This is a genomic window from Ruegeria sp. A4 (genome assembly GCF_056543025.1).
Genome location: NZ_JBQGAW010000001.1, coordinates 1,097,585 through 1,117,882, shown reverse-complemented (window position 1 = coordinate 1,117,882; position 20,298 = coordinate 1,097,585). Strand labels below are relative to the sequence as shown.

The following is a 20,298-nucleotide window of genomic DNA, read 5'->3' as shown; positions in this document are numbered from 1 at the left end:
TCTTCAAGACAGGATATGAAAACGCCGGCGGATTTCGGCGTCTTGTTCAGGGGTGAGGTATTTGGGGTAATGCGTGCTCAACACCTCTTGAGCGACGCGCCGTGCGGATGACCACGCATCCATCGCGCCATCGGTTTGCCAGGTGCGGGGCTCCTGACGATCGGCGAGTTTCGGATAGAAATAGTCTCGTTCCATGGCTTCATAGGTTTGCTCGCTGCCCAGAAAATGCCCATCGCCCAGAACCGAATGGCATATGGCGTCAAAGCCAAGATTCGCTTCGGTGACCTCGATCCCGCGCAAGACACGATACGTGTGCGAGTGCATTTCGTTGTCGAGAACGAAGGCCTCGAAGCTGACCCCGAGCAGAGATGCCGTCATGCCCGAGCTTTCATAGATCAGATTGCCTCCTGCCAGCGCTGCCGCCAGCGACGTGATGCCTTTTTCAGCCCCATGCTGGGCGTCGATGGCTTTGGCATCGGCCATCGAAGCGGCCACGCCCGACGGCAAACCCAGCCAGTTCGTGATTTGCGCCGACGCCGCATTCAGGATTGCGGTCTCGCCGCTGCCCCCTGCGAAAGAGCCGGTCCTGAGATCCACGATGAAGGGCCAGTTGGAAAAGACCATCGGAAAGCCGGGTTTGATCGCATTGACCATCACGAGACTGGCCAGCGTTTCGGCCAGTGATTGCGCCAGAAATCCGGCCAGAGTTGCCGGGGCGGTTGCGCCCGCCTGCGCGGCCGTGATGCAGGACATGGGTATGTTATGGGCGATGCATTCATAAACCACGTCCACGGCATCCTCGCCGTATCGCATTGGCGAAATGATCGGGCTTATATGCGCTTTCAGGAAGGGGCGTTTGGCGAATTCCCCGGCCCCTCCGGCGACGATATCCAGCATCGCGACGATCGGGCCGACATGTTCCGCCAACGTGAAAGACGTTGCCATTGGCTTGGTTGTGTTGCGTACCAAAGCGTAAACGGTGTTCACGTCCAGATCGAACACATCCGGGATGTCGGTTGCCACGCAGCATCGGGTAAACCAACTGACATTGGCCAGCGTGTCCTGTAGCCGGGTGAAATCATGCAGATCGGCCAGGGTGGAGGGGCGATAAAGCCCACTGTTGATATCAAGGGTCTGAACCGCAGCACCGCCGGTGCCAAAATACACGCGGTCGCCACCCACCTCGATGGATCGTTTTTCATCCCGGCCATGAAAGGTGAAGCTCTTCGCGGCCGAGGCGATGGCCTGTTCGACCATTGAACGGGGAAAAACCAGGCGGTTCTGTTCCCGATCCTGGGCACCCGCCGCCCTGAGATCGAAGGCCAGCCTGTCCGGCACGTCTCCCATCCCCAGCTCTTCCAGCAAACGCAGCGCCGTGTCATAGATTTTCTCGATTTCCGATAGGCTCAAGGGCTTGAATGCCCCGCCTTTCTGACCGGGCGGGCAAGGATCAATGACGGGTTTGGCCGCACGCTGCGCATGCCGTGCTTTGCGTCCGCTTCGTTTGATGCTGTCGGATGGCATGTGTTTTCGTCACCTTGCGTTTTCCTGCACCGTAGGACCCAAGTTGTCCCGGTATCAAAGAAGAAGTGCCGTTTTCAGAATCCGAAATCGCGGTTTCGATTTTCCGGCACCCGCATCTGCCCTGTTGTCTGCCCATCCCGTTATTCAGCAAGACTGGTGCCGAAGTTGAAGGAGCAATGCCATGAAGTCGCGTACCAGAGCCGTTGTGATAGGGGGCGGGATCGCCGGATGTTCGACGCTCTACCACCTGACCCGGGAAGGGTGGACCGATGTGGTTTTGGTCGAACGGAATGAACTGACCTCGGGCACGACATGGCATTCGGCGGCGCAGGTCACCAATTTCGGCATGAACCAGACGATGGTCGGCCTGAAATCGCATTCGATCCGTCTGTACAAGGAACTGGCCGACGATCCGGATTACCCGATCAACTATCACCACGCAGACGGTGGGATCCGTCTGGCCAACACCGAAGGGCAGATGCAGGGCTATCGTCACTTTGCGTCCATGGCGCGGGGGATGGGCGTGCATTTCGAGGTGATAGACGCGGATGAATGTGCCCGGAGACACCCGTTGATTTCGACCGAAAATCTCATCGGTGGGCTTTGGGATCCGCTGGACGGCGACATCGATCCGGCGCAATTGTGCCAGGCCCTTGCGCGCCGGGCACGCAACGCGGGTGCCGAGGTGTATCGAAATACGCCGGTGACCGCGCTGACACAGCACAGCGATGACACCTGGACCGTGCATACCGAGAACGGGGATATCGACTGTGATGTCGTCGTCAACGCCTGCGGCTACAGGGTCAACGAAGTCGGCGCCATGATGGGTGTTCATCATCCCGTGTCGTCCATGGAACATCAGTATTTCCTGACCGAAGAAATCGAGGCCATCCGGGATGCCGGACACCGGATGCCGCTGCTGCGCTGCCCGATCAGCGATTACTATTGCCGGCAGGAAAAGAACGGCCTGTTGCTCGGGTTCTACGAGCAGGGATGCAAAACCTGGGGTATGGACGGGATTGATCCGAACTTCGTGAACGCATTGTGCCCGGATGATCTGGACCGGGTAACCGATGTGCTGGAAGGGGCCTTTGCGCGCATGCCCGCCTTGATGGAGGTTGGTATTCACACCGTGGTCAACGGACCGATCACCTACACCATTGATGGCGCCCCATTGGTCGGTCCGATTCCGGGCAAGCGCAACGCGTACTGCATCATTGGGCTGCGGGCCGGGCTGGGTGAAGGTGGCGGTCACGGATGGTTGCTGGCACAGCAGATCGTGCATGGCGAGGCATGTTATGACACGTGGTGCCTCGACCCGCGGAGGTTTTCGGGTCATGCCAATGTGGAACTCACCGCGCTCAAGGCGATTGAGGATTATCAGAACGAATTCAGGTTCCACTTTCCGCATGAACATCGCCCCGCGGGCCGACCCGCTAAGACGACCCCTTTGACGCCTGTTCTGGCATCCGAAGGGGCCGAGTTCACTGTGGTCAACGGATGGGAAAGGGTGGACTATTTCAAACCCGATCCCGATTTCTCGCCGACGCTCAGTTTCGATTTTGACGAAACCTTCGATTTGGTGGCCGCCGAAGTCGAAAGCATTCGAACCGGCGTCGGGCTTGCAGAGGTCAACGGGTTCAACCGCATCGAGATCACAGGATCGGACAGGCACGCATTCCTGGATCGGTTGTTTTGCGGGCTTGTTCCTCGGCGTGAGGGGCGTGTCGGGTTGGGATACCTGTTGAATCACTACGGTATGATCAAGGCAGAAGCGACGATTGCCAATCTGCCCGCCTGCGACAGGGGGCCGGCCCGCGTTTGGTATGGTTCCGCCGCGGCGAGCGAGTTTCACGACATGGATTGGTTGCGCCTGCATCTGCGCAGCGATGAGGACGTTCAGTTGCGCAGCCTGACAAATGATCAGACCATTCTGGTTCTGGCTGGCCCGAAGTCGCGTTCTGTCTTGTCAGCCTGCGCCAGAGGAGATTGGTCGGCAGATGCGTTCCCGTGGCTCAGCGTGCGCGAGTGCTTTGTCGGTATTGCTCCGGCGACGGTCATGAACCTGAGTTACTCGGGCGAGCTGGCCTATGAAATCCATGTTCCAAACGCCTCGCTCTATGCGGCCTATCTTGCCTTGCGCGAGGCCGGCGAAACGCACGGGCTGAACCTGTTCGGTGCCAGGGCCGTAGAATCCATGCGCATGGAGAAGAGCTTTTTGCACTGGAAAGCCGATCTGATCACCGAATTTGATCCTTTTGAAACCGGGCTGGATCGGTTCGTCCGACTGGACAAGGGCGCCTTCGTGGGGCGTGATGCCCTGTTGAATCGGAAGTCGGAAGGACCACGACGCAAGCTGGTCCCGTTGCGCATCGATTCAACCCTTGGCCCGGCGCATCCCGGCGCATCGCTGATGCAGGGTGATACTGTCGTTGGCACCATCACGTCGGGCGCATGGGGGTATCGCACCGAGCTGAATCTGGCGCATGCTTTCATTCATCCGTCCCTGGCGCAGCTTGGCCGCGAAATGGAGCTGGACAGCTGCGGGAAACGGATTGGTGCGACGGTTATCAGCCCAAGCCCGTACGACCCGGATTTTGTGCGGATGAAAGCCTAGAATCGACCGTTTCGATCAACTTCTTCATTGCCGCATGGGCAAAACTTTGCTTCGCTAGTTTCGAACAAATCGAAACAATGGTCGGTTGCCGTGTCCAAATCTCTGAGTCTTCGATGGCTGGAAGTGTTTCAGCTGATCGCCAAATCCGGATCGATTCAGCAAGTCGCATCAGAAACAGACTTGTCGATCAGCACGGTTTCGAACCACCTGCGCAGCCTTGAACGCGCGTTGGGGATTGAATTGGTCGACCATGGGCGTCGCCCGATGGGCCTGACGCCGGCGGGCGAGGTGTTTGCCCGCTATGTGCGTGAGGGTCTGACTGTGCTGAAACGCGGTGAGGCCGAGATACGAACGGGAAACTGGCAGCATGCGACGGATCTGCGGCTGGCTTTGATCGATGACTTCGACAACCAGATCGCACCCGACCTTGTTCGTTTTCTGGCGCAGGCTCTGCCACGGTGCAATTTCCGCCATTTCACACGCCCGAGCCACGAAATTCTTGCCAAACTTCAGGAACACAAGCTTGACGTGGGCGTCGCCACACGACCGCTGGGTCGTACCGAGGGGCTGATCGAATATCCGTTGATGAGAGACCCCTTCATCGTCGTGGTTCCCAACAAGTTCGAAGGGTCCCCGGACGAGCTGTTCAACCCGGATGCCGACCTGCCATTGTTGAGGTATTCGCGTGACTATGTGATCGGCAAGCAGATTGAAACTCAACTGGCCCGAAGCAAGTTCAGCCTGCCCAACCGGTTTGAACTGGAGTGCAACCAATCCATCATCGGCCTGGTCGCGCAGGGCAGTGGCTGGGCAATCACGACGGCGGCGTGCTTTCACCGAACGCAGAGGTTTCACAACAGCGTAAAGGCCATGCCGTTCCCCGGCAGCAACTTCGTTCGCACGGTGTCGCTGTTTACAACCGAGGTATACCCGGCAACGACGTCGGTGCTGATCCAGAAGGCCATGAGCAAATTGATACGTCAGCATTTCACAAGACCGATGTGTGCCCGACACAATTGGCTGAAGAATGAGTTCCGCACCATGGAGATAGAGGGCGTCTAGCCCAATCTGACCGGGGTGCCGAACGGCTGATGGTTTAGGGCGGATGCTCGCAGGGCTTAAACTGGACTTGCCGTGTTGGTGTTTCGGGAAACCGAGCCGATGTTCGAATTGCGGTCTGTGCTGGTCCGGGTTCTTTCTGACGGGGTGTCGAAATCGTCTCGCCTCGGGCTCAAAGCGCTTCTAGTCTTTGAAGGACAGGCAATCACGTCAACAGGAAGCCAAATGAGCTGGATCAGAACCATCCCATTCGAGCAGGCCACAGGCAGGCTGAAGAAACTCTATGACCGCGTCACGGGCCCGGGCAACAATGTGGACAATATCATGATGGCGCATTCGTTGCGTCCGCATTCGATGGAAGGGCACATGGCGATCTACAAGGCGGTGCTGCATCACTCGGGCAACAAGATACCGAAATGGTTTCTCGAGGTGCTGGGCGTGTGGGTCAGCTCTCTGAACCGATGCGGATATTGCGTCGAACACCATTTCGCAGGGTTGCAGCGGTTGCTGGGCAACGAAGAACGGGGAAACGCGATCAGGGCGGCGATCGAAGCCCGCGATCCGGCCGCCGCGCCATTGGATGCAGCGCAGGTGGCGGCCATGGCCTATGCGCGCAAGCTGACCGAGGATCCGGGCGATCTGGTCGAAGCGGATGTGACGGCGCTGCGCACGGCAGGGTGGGATGATGGAGAAATCCTCGAGATCAATCAGGTCTGTTCGTACTTCTCTTATGCGAACCGCACGGTTCTGGGGCTGGGATGTTCGACGGAAGGCGACGAATTGGGTCTGTCGCCCAACAACTCTGACAACCCTGACGATTGGGGGCATAGATGAAGCGTGAAACAAGGGGATCAGCGATCCGGTGCGCCAAACGGGCGCCAGCCTTGGCCATGTTGGCCGAGGTCGATTAGACGATCCTATTGAGGATTCAGGCAAGGGCCGCTCGCGCGCAGCTTGAAAAACGGCGTTTGTATCGGAACCTTGTATCCAGTGCGGAATTTATGGGTTTTTAAGGCATCAATTTGACCCCAATCAAAGCGCATCCGTGGCCTTTCTGCTAGCTCCTTTCCGGGACAACAGAAAAGGAAAGATTTCATGGAAGCCATTGCTCGGGTCGAAACAAATTCAACTCAGGTCAAGACCAGGCCGACGCCGGTTGCAGAGGTCGCAGAGCCCAGCCCTGAAAAGATCCGGCAGGCGTTTGAAAGCGGCAAGTACCCCTATGGCCGCAAGATGGCGCGGTCGGTGTACGAAGAACAGAAGGCCAAGCTTCAGGCAGAGTTGCTGAAGGTTCAGTTGTGGGCGCAGGAAACCGGGCAGCGTTTCGTTCTGCTGTTCGAAGGGCGCGATGCTGCCGGCAAGGGCGGTACGATAAAGCGGTTTATGGAGCACCTCAATCCGCGTCAGGCCCGGGTCGTGGCCTTGAATAAACCCACTTGGGAGGAAAAGGGGCAATGGTATTATCAGCGCTATATTCAGGAACTGCCAACGGTTGGCGAAATGGTGTTCTACGACCGGTCCTGGTACAACCGCGCGGGTGTCGAGCGGGTGATGGGCTTCTGCTCTCCCAATGAATATCTGGAGTTCATGCGGCAGACGCCAGAGTTGGAGCGGATGCTGGTGCGTTCGGGCATCCAGCTTTACAAATACTGGTTCTCGGTCACGCAGGAAGAACAGCAGCGTCGTTTCAAAAGTCGCGAGACGGATCCTCTGAAACAGTGGAAATTGTCACCGATTGACAAGGCCAGCCTCAGCAAGTGGGACGATTATACCGAAGCAAAAGAGGCCATGTTCTTTTACACCGATACCGCGGACGCGCCGTGGACGATCATCAAGTCGAATGACAAGAAACGCGCGCGGCTGAATTGTATGCGCCATTTCCTGTCGACGCTGGACTACCCGGGCAAGGATCACGACATTGTGGGTGAGCCCGATCCGTTGATCGTGGGGCAGGCGCATCACGTGATTCACCGCTCCGAGCATATTCTGGGTACAGCACTGCATCCGGACGCTCGTTAATCACGCCGGTGCCCGCCTGGACTGCGCAAGCGGGCACCGAAGTATCATGTTGACATTTTAGCGATCGTCTCTTGTCTCGCGCCAAGCCCGCGCATATGGCTGGGGCAATGACAAAAGTGATGACATATCCGGCCCACTTTCGGGCAATTGCCGTGCTTGGCCTGCCGTTGATCGGTGGTCATCTGGCGCAGTTTGCCATCGGCCTGACCGACACGATCATGCTGGGCTGGTACGGGGTCGAGGCGCTGGCGGCGGTTACCCTGGCCAGCAGCTATTATTTCGTTCTGTTTTTGTTTGGTGCCGGGTTTGGCTGGGCCGTCATGCCGATGGTTGCCACCGCAGCGGCAGAAGGGGACGAAACCAGCATTCGCCGCTCGACCCGCATGGGGCTGTGGTTGTCGCTGCTATACGCTGCGGTGGTCATGCCGTTGTTGTGGTGGTCCTATCCGATCCTGATCGCCATGAAACAAGAGCCGCATATCGCTGAAACCGCGTCGGAATATTTGCGCATTGCCGGTTGGGGGTTGTTTCCGGCGCTCATCGTGATGGTGTTGAAATCCTACCTTGCGGCTCTGGAGCGAACTCAGATCGTGCTGTGGATCACGGTTACGGCGGCGGTTGTGAACGGGTTTACCAACTATGCGCTGATCTTTGGCAATTGGGGCGCGCCGGAACTGGGCGTGATGGGCGCTGCGATCGCTTCGATCGCGACGCAGGTCGTTTCTCTGGTCGCGGTTGTCGTCTATGTGGTCCGGACCTTGCCGGAACACAGCCTGTTCCAGCGCTTCTGGCGTCCGGATTGGGAAATGTTCATCAGCGTGTGGAAACTGGGCGTGCCCATTGGCCTGACCACCCTGGCCGAGGTGTCGCTGTTTGCAACATCCGCCGTGATGATGGGCTGGCTGGGTCAGGTCCCGCTGGCCGCGCACGGGATCGCCCTGAATCTGGCTTCGGCCACATTCATGGTACATTTGGGGCTGTCAAATGCGGCCACCATCCGGGCCGGCAACGCGTTGGGCCGCCGGGACAAGGCGCATCTGGAAAAAGGTGCGATTGCCGTGACGGGCATGTCGCTGGTCATGTCCGTCGTGACCGTCATCCTGTTCCTGACATATGCCGAGCCGCTGATTTCCCTGTTCATGGAGGCCGATGATCCGCAGCGCGGACAAATTCTGGCAATCGGGACAGGATTGCTGGCCATGGCTGCCCTGTTCCAACTGGTCGACGGGGCGCAGGTGATTGCGCTGGGACTGCTGCGTGGTTTGCAGGATGCCAAGATACCGATGGTTATGGCGGCGCTCAGCTATTGGGTGGTGGGAATTCCGGCGTCCTACTATTTCGGCTTCGTCCGTCAGATGGACGGCATCGGTGTCTGGCTAGGGCTGGTGCTTGGCCTGGCTTTCGCGGCGGTGCTGCTGATGGCCCGGTTCTGGATGCATTCGGTGCGGCAGGTGCAGGCGCCGGCGGAACCTGCCTAGTCTTTGCTCAACCGGTCGGCCTTTTTCCGAACCAGAACCGTGCGCAGATCGTGCATCGCCATCAGCAACCTGTCGGTTACATCCTCAAGCTGTTCGTCGCTTGCCTTGGACTGCGCCCATTGCGTTGTCAGATTCAGATAGTCGACAGCGCGGTGAATGTCGTCGATGTCGCGCTGGGCCAGTACGGCCCGGCGCTCGTCCATCCATTGGGCGATCTCTGCCTGATCCCGTTCGGACAAAACCCGTTGGCCGTGCGGCTTGACCTCACCGTTGCGGATGTTGATGACGGCGATCTGGTCCATCTCGATCCGGCGCTGGCGGTTTTCCGTATCGATCCGAAACACCGCGGCCCCGTTTTCACGGATGCGAAAATAATATTCGGGCAGGTCGGCAGACATGTTTACCTCAGAGATGCACAAAAGCGCTGTATACGAGCGCAAGCTTCGGTCAGGGCTGCATCGGACGTCGCATAGCTGACCCGGAAGTTGGGTGACAGGCCGAAGGCCGCGCCAAACACGACGGCGACATCCGCCTCTTCCAGCAGGGCCGTGGCAAAGGCTTCATCGTTTTCGATGACGGTTCCCGCGGGTGTCGTTTTGCCAATCAGCCCGGCGATCGAGGGGTAGACATAAAACGCGCCCTCGGGTGTCGGGCAGGTTATGCCGTCAATCTCGTCCAACATGCGCACCACCAGATCACGGCGGCGTTTGAACGTTTCATTGTTCGGCGCCAGAAAATCCTGTGTTCCGTTCAGCGCTTCCACCGCCGCCCACTGGCTGATCGAGCAGGGGTTCGAGGTGGATTGCGACTGGATCTTGCGCATCGCCGAGATGAGTTCAACCGGACCGGCCGCATAACCGATGCGCCAGCCGGTCATGGCGTAGGCTTTCGAAACACCGTTGCAGGTGAGCGTCCTGTCATACAGGCCGGGCTCCACCTCGGCAGGCGTGCAGAATTCAAACCCGTCATAGGCCAGGTGTTCATACATGTCGTCCGACATGATCCAGACATGCGGATGGCGCATCAGAACATCGGTGAGGGCCTTGAGCTCATCCCGGCTGTACCCTGCGCCTGTCGGGTTCGAGGGCGAGTTGAAGATGAACCACTTTGTCCTTGGGGTGATGGCGGCTTCCAGTTGTTCTGCCGTCAGCTTGAAGCTGTTGGCCAGCGTCGTTTCAACAACAACCGGCGTTCCACCTGCCAGCAAAACCATGTCGGGGTAGCTTACCCAATACGGCGCGGGGATGATCACCTCGTCACCGTCATTCATTGTTGCCATCAAGGCGTTGTACAGCGTCTGCTTGCCGCCCGTTCCAACCGAGATCTGCGCGGGCGTGTAGTCAAGCCCATGATCGCGCTTCATCTTGGCGCAAACCGCCTGCTTCAGTTCCGGAATGCCGTCCGGTGCGGTGTACTTGGTTTTTCCGGCTGCAATCGCTGCAACGGCGGCGTCCTTGATGTTTTGCGGGGTGTCGAAATCCGGCTCACCCGCGCTCAGGCCGATCACGTCGCGCCCGGCGGCTTTCAACTCGGCGGCCTTGGCTGTCATGGCGATCGTAGGCGATGGTTTGACGCGTGACAGTGTCGCAGACAGGAAACTCATGGATGGCCTCGGTTTGTATGTTCAACCCGACTGTCATAGGGTGCGCCGGAATGACGATCAAGCCGAATGGACAATGTGAATTGGAGACCCCGATGAATGATGAAAAAGACTGGTATGGACCTGAGTCTGCGACATTCGGGGACCGTTTGGCAGGCGCGCGCGAAGCGGCCGGAATGACCCAGGCAGAGCTGGCGCGCCGCCTTGGGGTCAAGAAGACGACGATTGTCGATTGGGAAAACGATCTGTCCGAACCGCGTGCGAACCGGTTGTCGATGATGGCGGGGCTGGTCAATGTCTCGATCATGTGGCTGCTGACCGGTGAGGGCGAAGGGATGGATGCCCCGGTGGAAGAGGGCGAAGGTGGAATGGAGCTGTCGACCGCGGTGGCCGAACTGCGCGCCATCCGAGGAGAGATGCGGGTTTGCGCTGAACGTGCGGCGCGTCTGGAAAAGAAAATGCGTCTGATGCTGGAGCAGAAGAATTGAGTGAACCCCGGGACGTACGCATCAAGCGAATGAAAATGCGATCCATGCGGCGAGGGATCAAAGAGATGGACATCATCCTGTCCGCTTATGCCGATCGCAACCTGGCCGATATGGATGCCGCCGGGCTGGATGTCTTTGACGCGCTGCTGCACGAAAACGATCAGGACCTTTATCAATGGGTCACAGGTCAGGTGCAGCCGCCGGCGCAGTTTGCCAGTTTGATTTCAAACATCGCGCAGACCTTTCAGAAATAAGAAAAAAACCGGCTTAACCGATTTTTCGGACTTTCAGGTCATCGTGTCTCAAACAGCACGACTGAATCGGAGGGTCGGATGAGTATGGAAATGCAGGTCTCCGGGCTGGAAGCCAAGGGGTTCATGACCAGCTATCTTGAGGCGCTGGCCCTGGTGGAGCGGCTGCACCGGTTGCTGCTGGATGTCATCAAGGATGAATTCGAGCGCGTCGGCGTGCTGGAAATCAACGCGGTTCAGGCGTTGCTGCTGTTCAATATCGGCGATCACGAAGTGACGGCAGGTGAGCTGAAAAGCCGCGGCTACTATCAGGGCAGCAATGTCAGCTACAACCTCAAGAAGCTGGTTGAGATGGGGTATATGCACCACCAGAGATGCGAGATTGACCGCCGCTCTGTCCGCGTGCGTCTGACACCACGAGGCAGGGAAATCCGCAATATCGTGTCCGACCTGTTTGCGCGTCACGCCGAAGGATTGCAAAGCAGGGGCGTGTTGGAGTTGGAAGGCATCGAAGACATCACCACGTCGCTGCGCCGCGTGGAGCGATATTGGACCGACCAGATCCGCTATATCTACTGACCGGGGTCGTGCGTCGCGCAGAACCAAACCCGTCCTGCATTGATGCACAGGCCTGGCGGCCTTGTTCAAACGCCGGTTCAGAGAACAGGCCCGCAAAAGCAGCACTCAGGCGCGGATTTATTGCGGGTTTTCATCAAGCGCACCAATCTGCAAACCGCTCAATTCCCGTTTCAGCTTTTTCCGCATGGCCCGTTCGAAATCTTCGAACCCCTGAGCGACCTCCAAAAAGGCACCGGGACCATGCAGAACATTGTTTTCAAAAAACGGGATCAGAAAAAGTTCGCCTTCAAAATCCGCCGCGTTGATCACGAGGCCATTGACCACCACATTCTGGAACGCGAAGTGACGATAGGCTATTTGCGGCCCATAGCCATCGTTGTTTGAACCATCTCCGGACAGGTCAATCGTTTGAAACAAGCAGTCGGGTGCCTGGTTCATCAAGGTAGACCCGTAAGCCAGGGCATAGCCCATGGCGGTCGCTGATCCGGAATCTGATCTCACAGAGGCACTTATCTGACCGGAGGCGAAAAGCAGGTCGGCAACATCTTCTATCAGCAACCAATTCAAAATGACGTGCTGGGTGGACCGACCGCTCCATTCGTAAACAGCCAAAGCAACCGGCATAGGAGAGGAAAAAAAGGCCTCCTGCACTTCGGGTGCGATCAGCGCAGCGGCCAAACCCTGCCGTTGCAGTACGTCCTCGGCCTCATCGACCGACACTGAAATGTCCATGGCCAATGCAAGGGCCAGACGACACGTCTCGGCCTTGATCGGGCTGGCCAGCGCGGCCAACCCAAGCGTTATGACCCACCGGATCACCAGTGGCCAACGCTTTCCATGCTGGCCCAGGGTTCCTTCGGCTCCAGAGCATCGCCGTTTTGCAAAAGCTCGATCGAGATATTGTCGGGTGAGCGCACAAAGGCCATGCGACCGTCACGCGGAGGGCGATTGATCGTGACGCCATTGTCCTGAAGGTGCTGGCAAACCTCGTAGATATTGTCGACGCCGTATGCGAGGTGACCGAAATGGCGGCTGTCGCTGGGAAGGCCATCATCACCGTCCCAGTTGTAGGTCAGCTCGATGGGCGCATCCTCCTGCTCCGGAGGGGCCATGAAAATCAGCGAAAACCGCCCGGCTTCGCTGTCATAGCGGCGTGTTTCCTTCAGTCCCAGAAGCTTGTAAAACGCCATGGATTTTTCCAGATCCTTCACGCGGACCATGGTGTGAAGATATGTCAGCGCCATTTTGGTCATCCTTTTCGACTCAGTTTGCAAAGAGCTTAGCGCGCCGACCTAGTGTGTCGAGACCGCTGGGTCTGGCGAACTGAATTTTGCGTGGGTTGCGGCATATATCGCGGTTTCGATGTTGCGGTTGGCGAGATATAGTAGGGAGCGACTCATTGCCAGAAAGGAAAACTTGATGCCGCTGTCCGCTGACCAACAGGCCGAGATCGAAGCGCAACGTGCCCAATCGCATCCCACTCGTCGCGTCGTTTCAGCGGGAATGGAAGATCACCTGTACGCCGCGCATCAGGTTCTGGATCACGGCTTTGTCCGCGTGATTGATTACATGGGCGATGATGCGGCCATCTGTCAGGCCGCGCGTGTGTCTTACGGCAAGGGAACCAAATCGGTTCAGAATGACGAAGGTCTGATCCGGTACCTGATGCGGCACTGGCATTCGACCCCTTTCGAAATGTGCGAGGTCAAACTGCATGTAAAGCTGCCGGTCTTCGTGGCGCGGCAGTGGATTCGGCACCGTACGGCCAATGTAAATGAATACTCAGCGCGATATTCGATTCTGGATCGTGAGTTCTATATTCCCGCACCCGAACATGTGGCCGCCCAATCAGAGGTGAACAATCAAGGCCGTGGCTCTGCTTTGGAAGGTGAAGAGGCCGCGCGTGTTCTGGACGTCCTCAAGGCTGACAGCGCGCGGTGCTATGACAATTACGAGGCGATGATCAGCCAGGACGGGCAGCAGGGGCTGGCACGTGAACTTGCCCGGATGAACCTGCCCGCAAACATCTATACGCAGTGGTATTGGAAAGTGGACCTGCACAACCTGTTCCATTTTCTGCGGCTGCGCGCTGACCCTCATGCTCAATATGAGATCCGTGTCTACGCTGATACGATGTGCAAGATCGTCGCCGACTGGGTGCCCTTTGCCTATAAAGCCTTCGAGGATTACCGCCTTGGGGCCGTCAACCTGTCGGCTCAGATGGTTGAAAGCCTGCGCCGCATGCTGGCGGGTGAGGACGTCACGCAGGAAAGCTCGGGCATGACGGCTCGGGAATGGCGCGAATTCGAAGAGATCATTCGCAAATAGTATTCGAATTGCAGGGCGCTAGTTTCTTTGGATTGTCGTGCCAAGCGGCCCATTGACGAAGCAGAGTGTGGGCTTTTGCGACGCATGCACGATGACCTGAAATCGGAACGAAGGGCGTCGCAACGTGCCAGCGTCGCCCCGAGCACACAATGAAAGCCTGGGAAATCCGGTTTGCGGGCGGGGCTGGGATCTGGTCGCAGGAGCCCGGGGTATCCGACACCACTGCAACGGATATACACCATCGACGCCGCGCAAATGAACAATCCGCGCGGGTAATGGAACAGGCCCGGTAGGGGGTGGTTGACGGCCGGAAATTGGCCGCCATCCTTAATGGATCCATCCCGCGATCAGCGGGGATGTCGTTACAACGGCTTCAATTCCGCAGCCATTTGTCGGCCGTCGCGTCCGTCCTGCAACTCGTACGAGACTTTCTGATTGTCTGCGAGTCCGGTGAGGCCGGACCGTTCTACGGCCGAGATATGTACAAACACATCTTTGCCCCCTTCATCAGGGGCAATAAAACCATAACCTTTAGTGGTATTGAACCATTTCACGGTGCCGGTTGGCATGTCCCGTGTCTCCTTCTACTTGCGCATTGTCCCACAAATTGGTGGGGGCTGTGGTCAGCGTCACCACAAAAAAAGACTGTTTGGCACTTTCTGAACAGTCCGTTTCGTGTGTTTCGCCTTTTTCAACATTGCACGGTGAAGTAAAAAATCAAGAATAACCGCCTGAAACTGGCAAGTTTGCCTAAAATGCAATCAATTGCAGGAGCAGTAAAAACATGCGCCTATATGGGTTGAAAACCTGTGACACCTGTCGCAAAGCATTGAAAACATTGCCAGACGCAGAGTTCGTAGATGTCCGCAGCGATGGCGTGCCGGATGCTGTGCTGTCGCAGGCTCTTGCTGACTTCGGCGACGCTTTGCTCAACACCAGGTCAACGACATGGCGCGGATTGGATGACAACCAGCGCGCGAAAGCACCTTTGGAGCTATTGAAACAGCATCCCACCCTGATGAAGCGCCCGTTGATCGAGAAAGGCGGAGAGCTGTTTCTTGGCTGGACCGCGGAAACACGCACGCAGCTTGGTATTTCTTAAGGAATGCTTATGTGCCTGCAAGCAACAGTGAGGACGTTCAATGCGTAATGCCGCCATGATCTTGGGCGTGATTGCCGGGCTGATCGGGATGATCGTCGGATTTTTCGGATATGCGAAGGTGGTCGTCATCGATCACGTCGGCGAGATCGACGGCGTTCTGAGGCAGGTGGACAACCCTGACCTGATTCAGGCTGTTTCGATCATTGCACCTTTGTTGGCCATTGCCGGGGGCGCGATGGCGCCCGCGCGCGCCCTTGTTGCCGGGATCCTGCTGCTGATTTCAGCGGCGGCGATGTATTACGCATTCGGATTTGGTGTGTTCACCATGTTCCCGATCGCGTTTGCCGGGGTTGCCGGGGTGCTTGGGCTGGCGGCAGGTAAACCAGACCAGCCCAAAGCGCATTTTTAGGTCATTTCAGACGCAGGATTCGATCAAGTGAGATGGGGCCTGCACCGTTGATCACGATCACCAGCATCAGGAACGTCCACATCGTGCGCTGATCCATAATGGATGGCGCCGCGTCGAACAGGCTGCCCAGTTTCACGCCATGGCCGGTGACGTCGACCAGGGTCTGCACCCAGATGAAACCGATCATACCCAAGGCCGCCAAGCGGGTGAACAGACCGACCAGCAGCAGCGCGGGAAGGACGAATTCTGCAACCGTGCCAAAGAAAATGACGACCCGTTGAAAGAACGTCATTTGGGATACGTCGTAAAGGACGGCTTCGGCGGCTTTGGGGAAAATCTGACCGAAGGCACCGGCCGAAGGTGAAAAGATCGAGCCGTCGATCTTCAGCATCGCCGAGTTCCAGTAATAGACCAGAAGAACCGCGACAAAGACCAGTCGCGCCAGCGTGGGTGTAAGCCAGTTGGACGCCAGGTCCACTTTTCCCAGAACATTGTTGTGAAGTGAGATCAGGGCAGTCATGTCTCCAGCCTTTCGATAGTCACAGAAGTTATTGCACCGCCCTGCAAAAGCAGTGCCAGAGTGGTTCCAAGGTCAAATTCCGGCTGCGCCGCAGCGGTTTTTTCAAACGCTTCGCCGATCATGTCGCCGCCTTGCATATGGGCGATCCAATCGGCGCCGCCGACGGGCAGCAACTGGGCAACCGGGTCGAATTCCGGGCGCGTGATCAAAACATCCTCGGCGCGCGCATCGGGTTTCGGCGCGTCGGTTTCGGTGTTGAAACGCCAGATCGCGTGAATGGGCCAGTCCGACCGTACTACCCGCATGGCCGGGGCAAAACGCAGCCGGGTTCGCATGACCTGTTCGGGGTCTACGGCCAGTGCGTCTGCCGCGGCGTGTTGGCTGTCGGCGGCGTGGTACGACTTGCGCAATGCAAGTTCCAGCCGCGCCACATCCGGCAGGTAACCAAGATGGGCAAGCTGCTGCATTTCGGCCAGAAATTCGGGAAAGGCTTCACCGTAGAACATCATCAGCGGTGATGATGGCGGGTGCTGGCGCAGAAATATCCCGGCCAGCCCGTCCATGTTCTGTGGCCCCAGCAACTTGGTAATGACTGGAAACGCCTGATGCATCGCTTCGGTCAAGGACACGGCGACATTGTTGCGATAGACGCTGAACCGACGACCGGCTGGCTGCGCCTGGGCGTCCAGCAAACCTTCGGGGACAGGGGCTGACGCATCCATCATGGCCGCGCGAAATTCGGATTGCGAAACGCTCATGCCGGGATCCGTTCAAGGGCGGTCTGCGCGCGAACGGCCTCTTCCCGCAATATGGACCAGTCCGGTACGTCTGTGTCCCACTCGATCAGGACGGGTTTCGGCCCCGTACGTTCCAGCACGTAATCCAACAGCGCCCAGACCGGATCAACGACTTCACGCCCGTGGCTGTCGATCAGCAGCGGGTGGCCGTGATCGTCTTCATCCTCGTCATGACCGCCAAGGTGAATTTCCCCCACTTTTTCAAGTGGATAGGCATCGATGTAACCCCGAGGAGAAAAGTCCAGATTGGTGGCAGAGACAAAGACGTTATTGACGTCCAGCAACAAGCCACATCCGGTGCGACGTGCAATTTCGCGCAGAAAGTCCGGCTCGGACCAGGTGCTTTCTTCAAAAGCCAAATAGCTTGAGGGGTTTTCCAACAGCATCTGCCGTCCGACGGTGTCCTGAACCTGATCGATGTGATCGCAAACTTGTGTCAGTGTTGCGTCGGTATAGGGCAGGGGCAGCAGGTCGTTGTAGAAATGGGTGTCATGGGTGGACCAGGCCAGGTGTTCGGAAAAGCTGGCGGGGTTCAGCCAGCCTACCAGATGTTTCAGCCGGGCCAGGTGATCAGGGTCCAGCGCGCCTTCGCCGCCGATGGACAGGCCAACGCCATGGACCGAGATCGGGAATTGTTCGGAAAGATGGCGCAGCTGCGCCAGAGGCCGCCCGCCATCGCCCATATAGTTCTCGGCATGAATTTCCAGCCATGCGACGGGTTGCGCGTGTTCAAGTATCTGAGCGAAGTGTTGCGGCTTGTAACCTACGCCCGGAGCTGCGGGCAGGCGGTTCGACCTGTGGGCATCATCCAACATGGGCCAGTTCCTTGATCACGAAAGGGAAGGGGCGGGCGATGGTGCCCGCCCCTGAATTCGTCAGGCCGTTCTTATGCGGGCAGATCGCGATCCAGGGCTTCCAACGAGCCTTTGCGCGGGGTGCCGTCTGCCTGTGCGGGCAGTTCGATATCCGCGCAGGTGCCTGCGTCAACCAGGGTCCATGCGTTGCCCTGATAATCAACGGTCGAGGTGCCCGCGCAGGTGGTGCCGGGGCCCGCGGCGCAGTCGTTCTGACCGGCCAGCGATACGCCATAGCATTTTTCCTTTGCCTGAGCGGATGCAGTGGTTGCGGCGCCCGATACGGCGGCTGCGACTGCGGTTGCGATAACCAGGGACTTGGCTGTGTTCGACATCTCGGTAATCCTCTTGATGACTGGGTATGTCTGCTTGTGACAATGACAAAGGTAGTAGCTTGGTGGACAGAGTTGAATTCACGAGCCCGTGTCTCACAAGCACGTCAAAGGGCGGCGTGCCCTCTTGCAGCGTAATGCATTGTTTTTGATGAAGAAAGAGTGAATTGTTTCAACCTGGCCCCAATTCGGGGGCCAGATTCCCAGCAATATGCTGCCGATTGTTACAGCAAATCCGGCGGGGTGGCTGCCTGCGACAGCTCGTTTGTTACAACGTCAAGCGTTTGTACCTGCGTCTGTTTTTCGCCCAGACGCCGGACACTGACGGTGCGGTCTTCAACTTCGCGATGGCCGACGGCCAGAATGACCGGAACTTTGCCGACCGAGTGTTCACGAACCTTGTAGTTGATCTTTTCGTTGCGAATGTCGGCTTCGGCCCGCACACCGGCGGCGCGCAGCGTTTCGACCACTTCGGCGACATAGCCATCCGCATCGGAAGTGATGGACGCAACCACGACCTGACGCGGCGCAAGCCAGAAGGGCAGCTTGCCGGCGTGTTCTTCGATCAGGATACCGATGAAACGCTCGAACGAGCCCAGCGTCGCGCGATGCAGCATGACGGGGCGGTGCTTGCCGCCGTCGGCGCCGATATAGGTGGCATCAAGGCGTTCGGGCAGCACGAAGTCAACCTGGTGCGTGCCGCATTGCCAATCGCGACCGATCGCGTCGGTCAGAACAAATTCCAGCTTGGGACCATAAAAGGCGCCTTCACCGGGGTTGAGCTCCGGCTCGATCCCGGCAGCACGTGTCGCGCTAAGCAACGCGGCTTCGGCCTTGTCCCAGACTTCATCCGACCCCGACCGTTTCTCGGGGCGATCCGAGAATTTGACCGAGAAGTTCTCGAATCCCAGATCCTTGTAGATCCGGGACAGGAACCGGATGAACTCTGCGGTTTCTGACTCGATCTGGTCTTCGGTGCAGAAGATGTGCCCATCGTCCTGGGTAAAGCCGCGCACACGCATGATACCGTGCAGCGCACCTGAAGGTTCATAGCGGTTGCAAGACCCGAATTCGGCCATGCGCAGCGGCAGGTCGCGATAGGATTTCAGGCCCTGATTGAAAATCTGCACATGGCAGGGGCAGTTCATCGGCTTGAGCGCGTTGATCGCCTTTTCGCGGGCATGTTCCTCGTCCACTTCGACGATGAACATGTTTTCCTGATACTTGTCCCAATGGCCCGATGCTTCCCACAGTTTGCGGTCCACAACCTGCGGGGTGTTGACCTCGACATAGCCGCCGTTGCGCTGCTGGCGGCGCATGTAGTCCTGCAACTGGGTGTAGATCGTCCAGCCGTTGGGGTGCCAGAAAATCTGGCCCGGGGCCTCTTCCTGCATGTGGAACAGGTCCATCTCGCGGCCCAGCTTGCGGTGGTCGCGCTTGGCGGCCTCTTCCAGCATATGCAGGTGCGCTTTCAGCTTTTCCTTTCCGGTGAAGGCCACACCATAGATACGCTGCAACATCGCACGGTCGCTGTCGCCACGCCAATAGGCGCCGGCGATGGACATCAGCTTGAACGCATCCCCCGGAACCTGACCGGTATGTTGCAGGTGCGGACCTCGGCACAGATCCTGCCAGTGCCCGTGCCAGTACATGCGCAGCGGCTCGTCGCCGGGAATAGCCTCGATCAGCTCGACCTTGTAGGGCTCGTTGTTGGCCTTGTAGAATTCGATCGCGCGCTCGCGGTCCCAGACCTCGGTGGTGACGGGATCACGCTTGTTGATGATCTCTTTCATCTTTTTCTCGATGAGGCCGAGATCTTCCGGCGTGAACGGCTCTTCGCGGTCGAAGTCATAATACCAGCCGTTTTCGATGACGGGGCCGATGGTGACCTTGGTGGCGGGCCAGATCTCCTGAACCGCGCGCGCCATGATATGGGCCAGATCGTGGCGGATCAGCTCATTGGCCTGGGCCTCATCCTTCATGGTGTGGATGGCGATCTGCGCGTCGGATTCGATGGGCCATTGCAGGTCCCAGTGCTGGCCGTCAACGGTGGCCGAGATGGCCTTTTTGGCCAGCGAGGTTGAGATGTCGGCAGCCACCTGCGCGGGCGTGACGCCTGCGGCATAGGTGCGTGCATTGCCATCGGGAAAGGTGAGAGAGACGGATCGAGAATCCAGGGCCATATCGGCTCTCCTCGTCGGTTTGGCGCCCACTGAACGCCCGGTTGCGGGTTATGTGTGTTCGGCCCATGTGGCAGGTGGATGGGCCTGTGTCAAGATTGGGGGCGAGGGGCCAGCCCCTCGCGCTCCCCGGAGTATTTGGAAAAAGATGAAGTGGGCGG

General features: G+C 58.1%; 22 protein-coding genes. 11 read left to right on the top strand and 11 right to left on the bottom strand.

The features are described from left to right. Positions 1-3 precede the first annotated feature (3 nt). Positions 4-1,524, bottom strand: coding sequence for a trimethylamine methyltransferase family protein (locus ACR0E2_RS05575; RefSeq protein ID WP_480445553.1), 1,521 nt, complete (start codon positions 1,522-1,524; stop codon positions 4-6). A gap of 181 nt (positions 1,525-1,705) precedes the next feature. Here ACR0E2_RS05575 and ACR0E2_RS05570 point away from each other — a divergent pair, with 181 nt between their 5' ends. The 5 genes from ACR0E2_RS05570 (at position 1,706) to ACR0E2_RS05550 (ending at position 8,697) form a co-directional block, all read left to right on the top strand. Then, on the top strand, positions 1,706-4,141 hold the full coding sequence (locus ACR0E2_RS05570; RefSeq protein WP_480445552.1) for a GcvT family protein: 2,436 nt from the start codon (positions 1,706-1,708) through the stop codon (positions 4,139-4,141). Between the two features lie 90 nt (positions 4,142-4,231). Beyond that, entirely contained in the window at positions 4,232-5,203 is a 972-nt protein-coding gene (locus ACR0E2_RS05565; RefSeq protein WP_171615803.1) for a LysR family transcriptional regulator, read from the top strand. A 222-nt stretch (positions 5,204-5,425) separates the two neighbouring features. After that, entirely contained in the window at positions 5,426-6,034 is a 609-nt protein-coding gene (locus ACR0E2_RS05560) for a carboxymuconolactone decarboxylase family protein (RefSeq protein ID WP_480445550.1), read from the top strand. A 261-nt stretch (positions 6,035-6,295) separates the two neighbouring features. Next, positions 6,296-7,219 (top strand): polyphosphate kinase 2, encoded by a 924-nt coding sequence (gene ppk2, locus ACR0E2_RS05555; protein ID WP_171205518.1) that lies wholly within the window; start codon positions 6,296-6,298, stop codon positions 7,217-7,219. A gap of 107 nt (positions 7,220-7,326) precedes the next feature. Continuing rightward, positions 7,327-8,697, top strand: a complete 1,371-nt coding sequence (locus ACR0E2_RS05550; RefSeq protein ID WP_480445549.1) for an MATE family efflux transporter — start codon at positions 7,327-7,329, stop codon at positions 8,695-8,697. On the opposite strand, the gene ACR0E2_RS05545 is transcribed toward ACR0E2_RS05550, so the two are convergent. Both ACR0E2_RS05545 and ACR0E2_RS05540 read right to left on the bottom strand, forming a co-directional pair. After that, positions 8,694-9,095 carry a hypothetical protein gene (locus ACR0E2_RS05545; protein WP_170343830.1) on the bottom strand — a complete coding sequence of 134 codons (402 nt, stop codon included), beginning with the start codon at positions 9,093-9,095 and terminating at the stop codon, positions 8,694-8,696. The genes ACR0E2_RS05550 and ACR0E2_RS05545 overlap by 4 nt on opposite strands. A gap of 2 nt (positions 9,096-9,097) precedes the next feature. Beyond that, positions 9,098-10,300: a pyridoxal phosphate-dependent aminotransferase gene (locus ACR0E2_RS05540; protein WP_171167473.1), complete on the bottom strand. Its 1,203-nt coding sequence runs from the start codon at positions 10,298-10,300 to the stop codon at positions 9,098-9,100. A gap of 92 nt (positions 10,301-10,392) precedes the next feature. Here ACR0E2_RS05540 and ACR0E2_RS05535 point away from each other — a divergent pair, with 92 nt between their 5' ends. From ACR0E2_RS05535 to ACR0E2_RS05525, 3 genes are all read left to right on the top strand, one after another. Further along, the gene (locus ACR0E2_RS05535) at positions 10,393-10,785 is read left to right on the top strand and encodes a helix-turn-helix domain-containing protein (RefSeq protein ID WP_152458492.1); all 393 of its coding nucleotides are present in this window, start codon (positions 10,393-10,395) and stop codon (positions 10,783-10,785) included. Between the two features lie 29 nt (positions 10,786-10,814). After that, positions 10,815-11,039 (top strand): succinate dehydrogenase assembly factor 2, encoded by a 225-nt coding sequence (locus tag ACR0E2_RS05530; RefSeq protein WP_170344713.1) that lies wholly within the window; start codon positions 10,815-10,817, stop codon positions 11,037-11,039. Positions 11,040-11,117: 78 nt separating this feature from the next. Then, the gene (locus tag ACR0E2_RS05525) at positions 11,118-11,615 is read left to right on the top strand and encodes a MarR family winged helix-turn-helix transcriptional regulator (RefSeq protein WP_371807722.1); all 498 of its coding nucleotides are present in this window, start codon (positions 11,118-11,120) and stop codon (positions 11,613-11,615) included. Between the two features lie 117 nt (positions 11,616-11,732). Here ACR0E2_RS05525 and ACR0E2_RS05520 read toward each other — a convergent pair whose 3' ends face one another. Beyond that, complete coding sequence (locus tag ACR0E2_RS05520) at positions 11,733-12,434, bottom strand: DUF1194 domain-containing protein (RefSeq protein WP_480445547.1); 702 nt, start codon at positions 12,432-12,434, stop codon at positions 11,733-11,735. Next, complete coding sequence (locus ACR0E2_RS05515; RefSeq protein ID WP_171639216.1) at positions 12,431-12,859, bottom strand: VOC family protein; 429 nt, start codon at positions 12,857-12,859, stop codon at positions 12,431-12,433. The genes ACR0E2_RS05520 and ACR0E2_RS05515 overlap by 4 nt, the downstream gene beginning before the upstream one ends. Positions 12,860-13,034: 175 nt before the next feature. Here ACR0E2_RS05515 and thyX point away from each other — a divergent pair, with 175 nt between their 5' ends. After that, the gene (gene thyX, locus ACR0E2_RS05510) at positions 13,035-13,943 is read left to right on the top strand and encodes an FAD-dependent thymidylate synthase (protein ID WP_171228026.1); all 909 of its coding nucleotides are present in this window, start codon (positions 13,035-13,037) and stop codon (positions 13,941-13,943) included. 362 nt (positions 13,944-14,305) lie between these two features. On the opposite strand, the gene ACR0E2_RS05505 is transcribed toward thyX, so the two are convergent. Continuing rightward, complete coding sequence (locus ACR0E2_RS05505; protein WP_152458488.1) at positions 14,306-14,512, bottom strand: cold-shock protein; 207 nt, start codon at positions 14,510-14,512, stop codon at positions 14,306-14,308. A gap of 215 nt (positions 14,513-14,727) precedes the next feature. Here ACR0E2_RS05505 and ACR0E2_RS05500 point away from each other — a divergent pair, with 215 nt between their 5' ends. After that, positions 14,728-15,045 carry an ArsC/Spx/MgsR family protein gene (locus tag ACR0E2_RS05500; protein ID WP_171228027.1) on the top strand — a complete coding sequence of 106 codons (318 nt, stop codon included), beginning with the start codon at positions 14,728-14,730 and terminating at the stop codon, positions 15,043-15,045. A 40-nt stretch (positions 15,046-15,085) separates the two neighbouring features. Beyond that, positions 15,086-15,454, top strand: a complete 369-nt coding sequence (locus ACR0E2_RS05495; protein ID WP_152458486.1) for a hypothetical protein — start codon at positions 15,086-15,088, stop codon at positions 15,452-15,454. Between the two features lies 1 nt (position 15,455). On the opposite strand, the gene ACR0E2_RS05490 is transcribed toward ACR0E2_RS05495, so the two are convergent. The 5 genes from ACR0E2_RS05490 to thrS form a co-directional block, all read right to left on the bottom strand. Continuing rightward, positions 15,456-15,974 carry a DoxX family protein gene (locus tag ACR0E2_RS05490; protein WP_152458485.1) on the bottom strand — a complete coding sequence of 173 codons (519 nt, stop codon included), beginning with the start codon at positions 15,972-15,974 and terminating at the stop codon, positions 15,456-15,458. Further along, entirely contained in the window at positions 15,971-16,732 is a 762-nt protein-coding gene (locus ACR0E2_RS05485; protein WP_480445546.1) for an HvfC/BufC family peptide modification chaperone, read from the bottom strand. The genes ACR0E2_RS05490 and ACR0E2_RS05485 overlap by 4 nt, the downstream gene beginning before the upstream one ends. Further along, on the bottom strand, positions 16,729-17,586 hold the full coding sequence (gene bufB / locus ACR0E2_RS05480; protein ID WP_480445544.1) for an MNIO family bufferin maturase: 858 nt from the start codon (positions 17,584-17,586) through the stop codon (positions 16,729-16,731). The genes ACR0E2_RS05485 and bufB overlap by 4 nt, the downstream gene beginning before the upstream one ends. A gap of 71 nt (positions 17,587-17,657) precedes the next feature. Then, entirely contained in the window at positions 17,658-17,960 is a 303-nt protein-coding gene (locus ACR0E2_RS05475; protein ID WP_152458482.1) for a BufA1 family periplasmic bufferin-type metallophore, read from the bottom strand. 221 nt (positions 17,961-18,181) lie between these two features. Beyond that, entirely contained in the window at positions 18,182-20,140 is a 1,959-nt protein-coding gene (gene thrS / locus ACR0E2_RS05470) for a threonine--tRNA ligase (protein ID WP_480445543.1), read from the bottom strand. Positions 20,141-20,298: the final 158 nt, after the last annotated feature.

What these genes read in the sequence shown, in the direction of transcription:
- ACR0E2_RS05575 (WP_480445553.1), bottom strand. Translation starts at nt 1,524, where the DNA reads ATGCCATCCGACAGCATCAAACGAAGCGGACGCAAAGCACGGCATGCG.
- ACR0E2_RS05570 (WP_480445552.1), top strand. Translation starts at nt 1,706, where the DNA reads ATGAAGTCGCGTACCAGAGCCGTTGTGATAGGGGGCGGGATCGCCGGA.
- ACR0E2_RS05560 (WP_480445550.1), top strand. Translation starts at nt 5,426, where the DNA reads ATGAGCTGGATCAGAACCATCCCATTCGAGCAGGCCACAGGCAGGCTG.
- ppk2 (WP_171205518.1), top strand. Translation starts at nt 6,296, where the DNA reads ATGGAAGCCATTGCTCGGGTCGAAACAAATTCAACTCAGGTCAAGACC.
- ACR0E2_RS05550 (WP_480445549.1), top strand. Translation starts at nt 7,327, where the DNA reads ATGACAAAAGTGATGACATATCCGGCCCACTTTCGGGCAATTGCCGTG.
- ACR0E2_RS05545 (WP_170343830.1), bottom strand. Translation starts at nt 9,095, where the DNA reads ATGTCTGCCGACCTGCCCGAATATTATTTTCGCATCCGTGAAAACGGG.
- ACR0E2_RS05540 (WP_171167473.1), bottom strand. Translation starts at nt 10,300, where the DNA reads ATGAGTTTCCTGTCTGCGACACTGTCACGCGTCAAACCATCGCCTACG.
- ACR0E2_RS05535 (WP_152458492.1), top strand. Translation starts at nt 10,393, where the DNA reads ATGAATGATGAAAAAGACTGGTATGGACCTGAGTCTGCGACATTCGGG.
- ACR0E2_RS05530 (WP_170344713.1), top strand. Translation starts at nt 10,815, where the DNA reads ATGAAAATGCGATCCATGCGGCGAGGGATCAAAGAGATGGACATCATC.
- ACR0E2_RS05525 (WP_371807722.1), top strand. Translation starts at nt 11,118, where the DNA reads ATGAGTATGGAAATGCAGGTCTCCGGGCTGGAAGCCAAGGGGTTCATG.
- ACR0E2_RS05515 (WP_171639216.1), bottom strand. Translation starts at nt 12,859, where the DNA reads ATGGCGCTGACATATCTTCACACCATGGTCCGCGTGAAGGATCTGGAA.
- thyX (WP_171228026.1), top strand. Translation starts at nt 13,035, where the DNA reads ATGCCGCTGTCCGCTGACCAACAGGCCGAGATCGAAGCGCAACGTGCC.
- ACR0E2_RS05505 (WP_152458488.1), bottom strand. Translation starts at nt 14,512, where the DNA reads ATGCCAACCGGCACCGTGAAATGGTTCAATACCACTAAAGGTTATGGT.
- ACR0E2_RS05500 (WP_171228027.1), top strand. Translation starts at nt 14,728, where the DNA reads ATGCGCCTATATGGGTTGAAAACCTGTGACACCTGTCGCAAAGCATTG.
- ACR0E2_RS05495 (WP_152458486.1), top strand. Translation starts at nt 15,086, where the DNA reads ATGCGTAATGCCGCCATGATCTTGGGCGTGATTGCCGGGCTGATCGGG.
- ACR0E2_RS05490 (WP_152458485.1), bottom strand. Translation starts at nt 15,974, where the DNA reads ATGACTGCCCTGATCTCACTTCACAACAATGTTCTGGGAAAAGTGGAC.
- ACR0E2_RS05485 (WP_480445546.1), bottom strand. Translation starts at nt 16,732, where the DNA reads ATGAGCGTTTCGCAATCCGAATTTCGCGCGGCCATGATGGATGCGTCA.
- bufB (WP_480445544.1), bottom strand. Translation starts at nt 17,586, where the DNA reads ATGTTGGATGATGCCCACAGGTCGAACCGCCTGCCCGCAGCTCCGGGC.
- ACR0E2_RS05475 (WP_152458482.1), bottom strand. Translation starts at nt 17,960, where the DNA reads ATGTCGAACACAGCCAAGTCCCTGGTTATCGCAACCGCAGTCGCAGCC.
- thrS (WP_480445543.1), bottom strand. Translation starts at nt 20,140, where the DNA reads ATGGCCCTGGATTCTCGATCCGTCTCTCTCACCTTTCCCGATGGCAAT.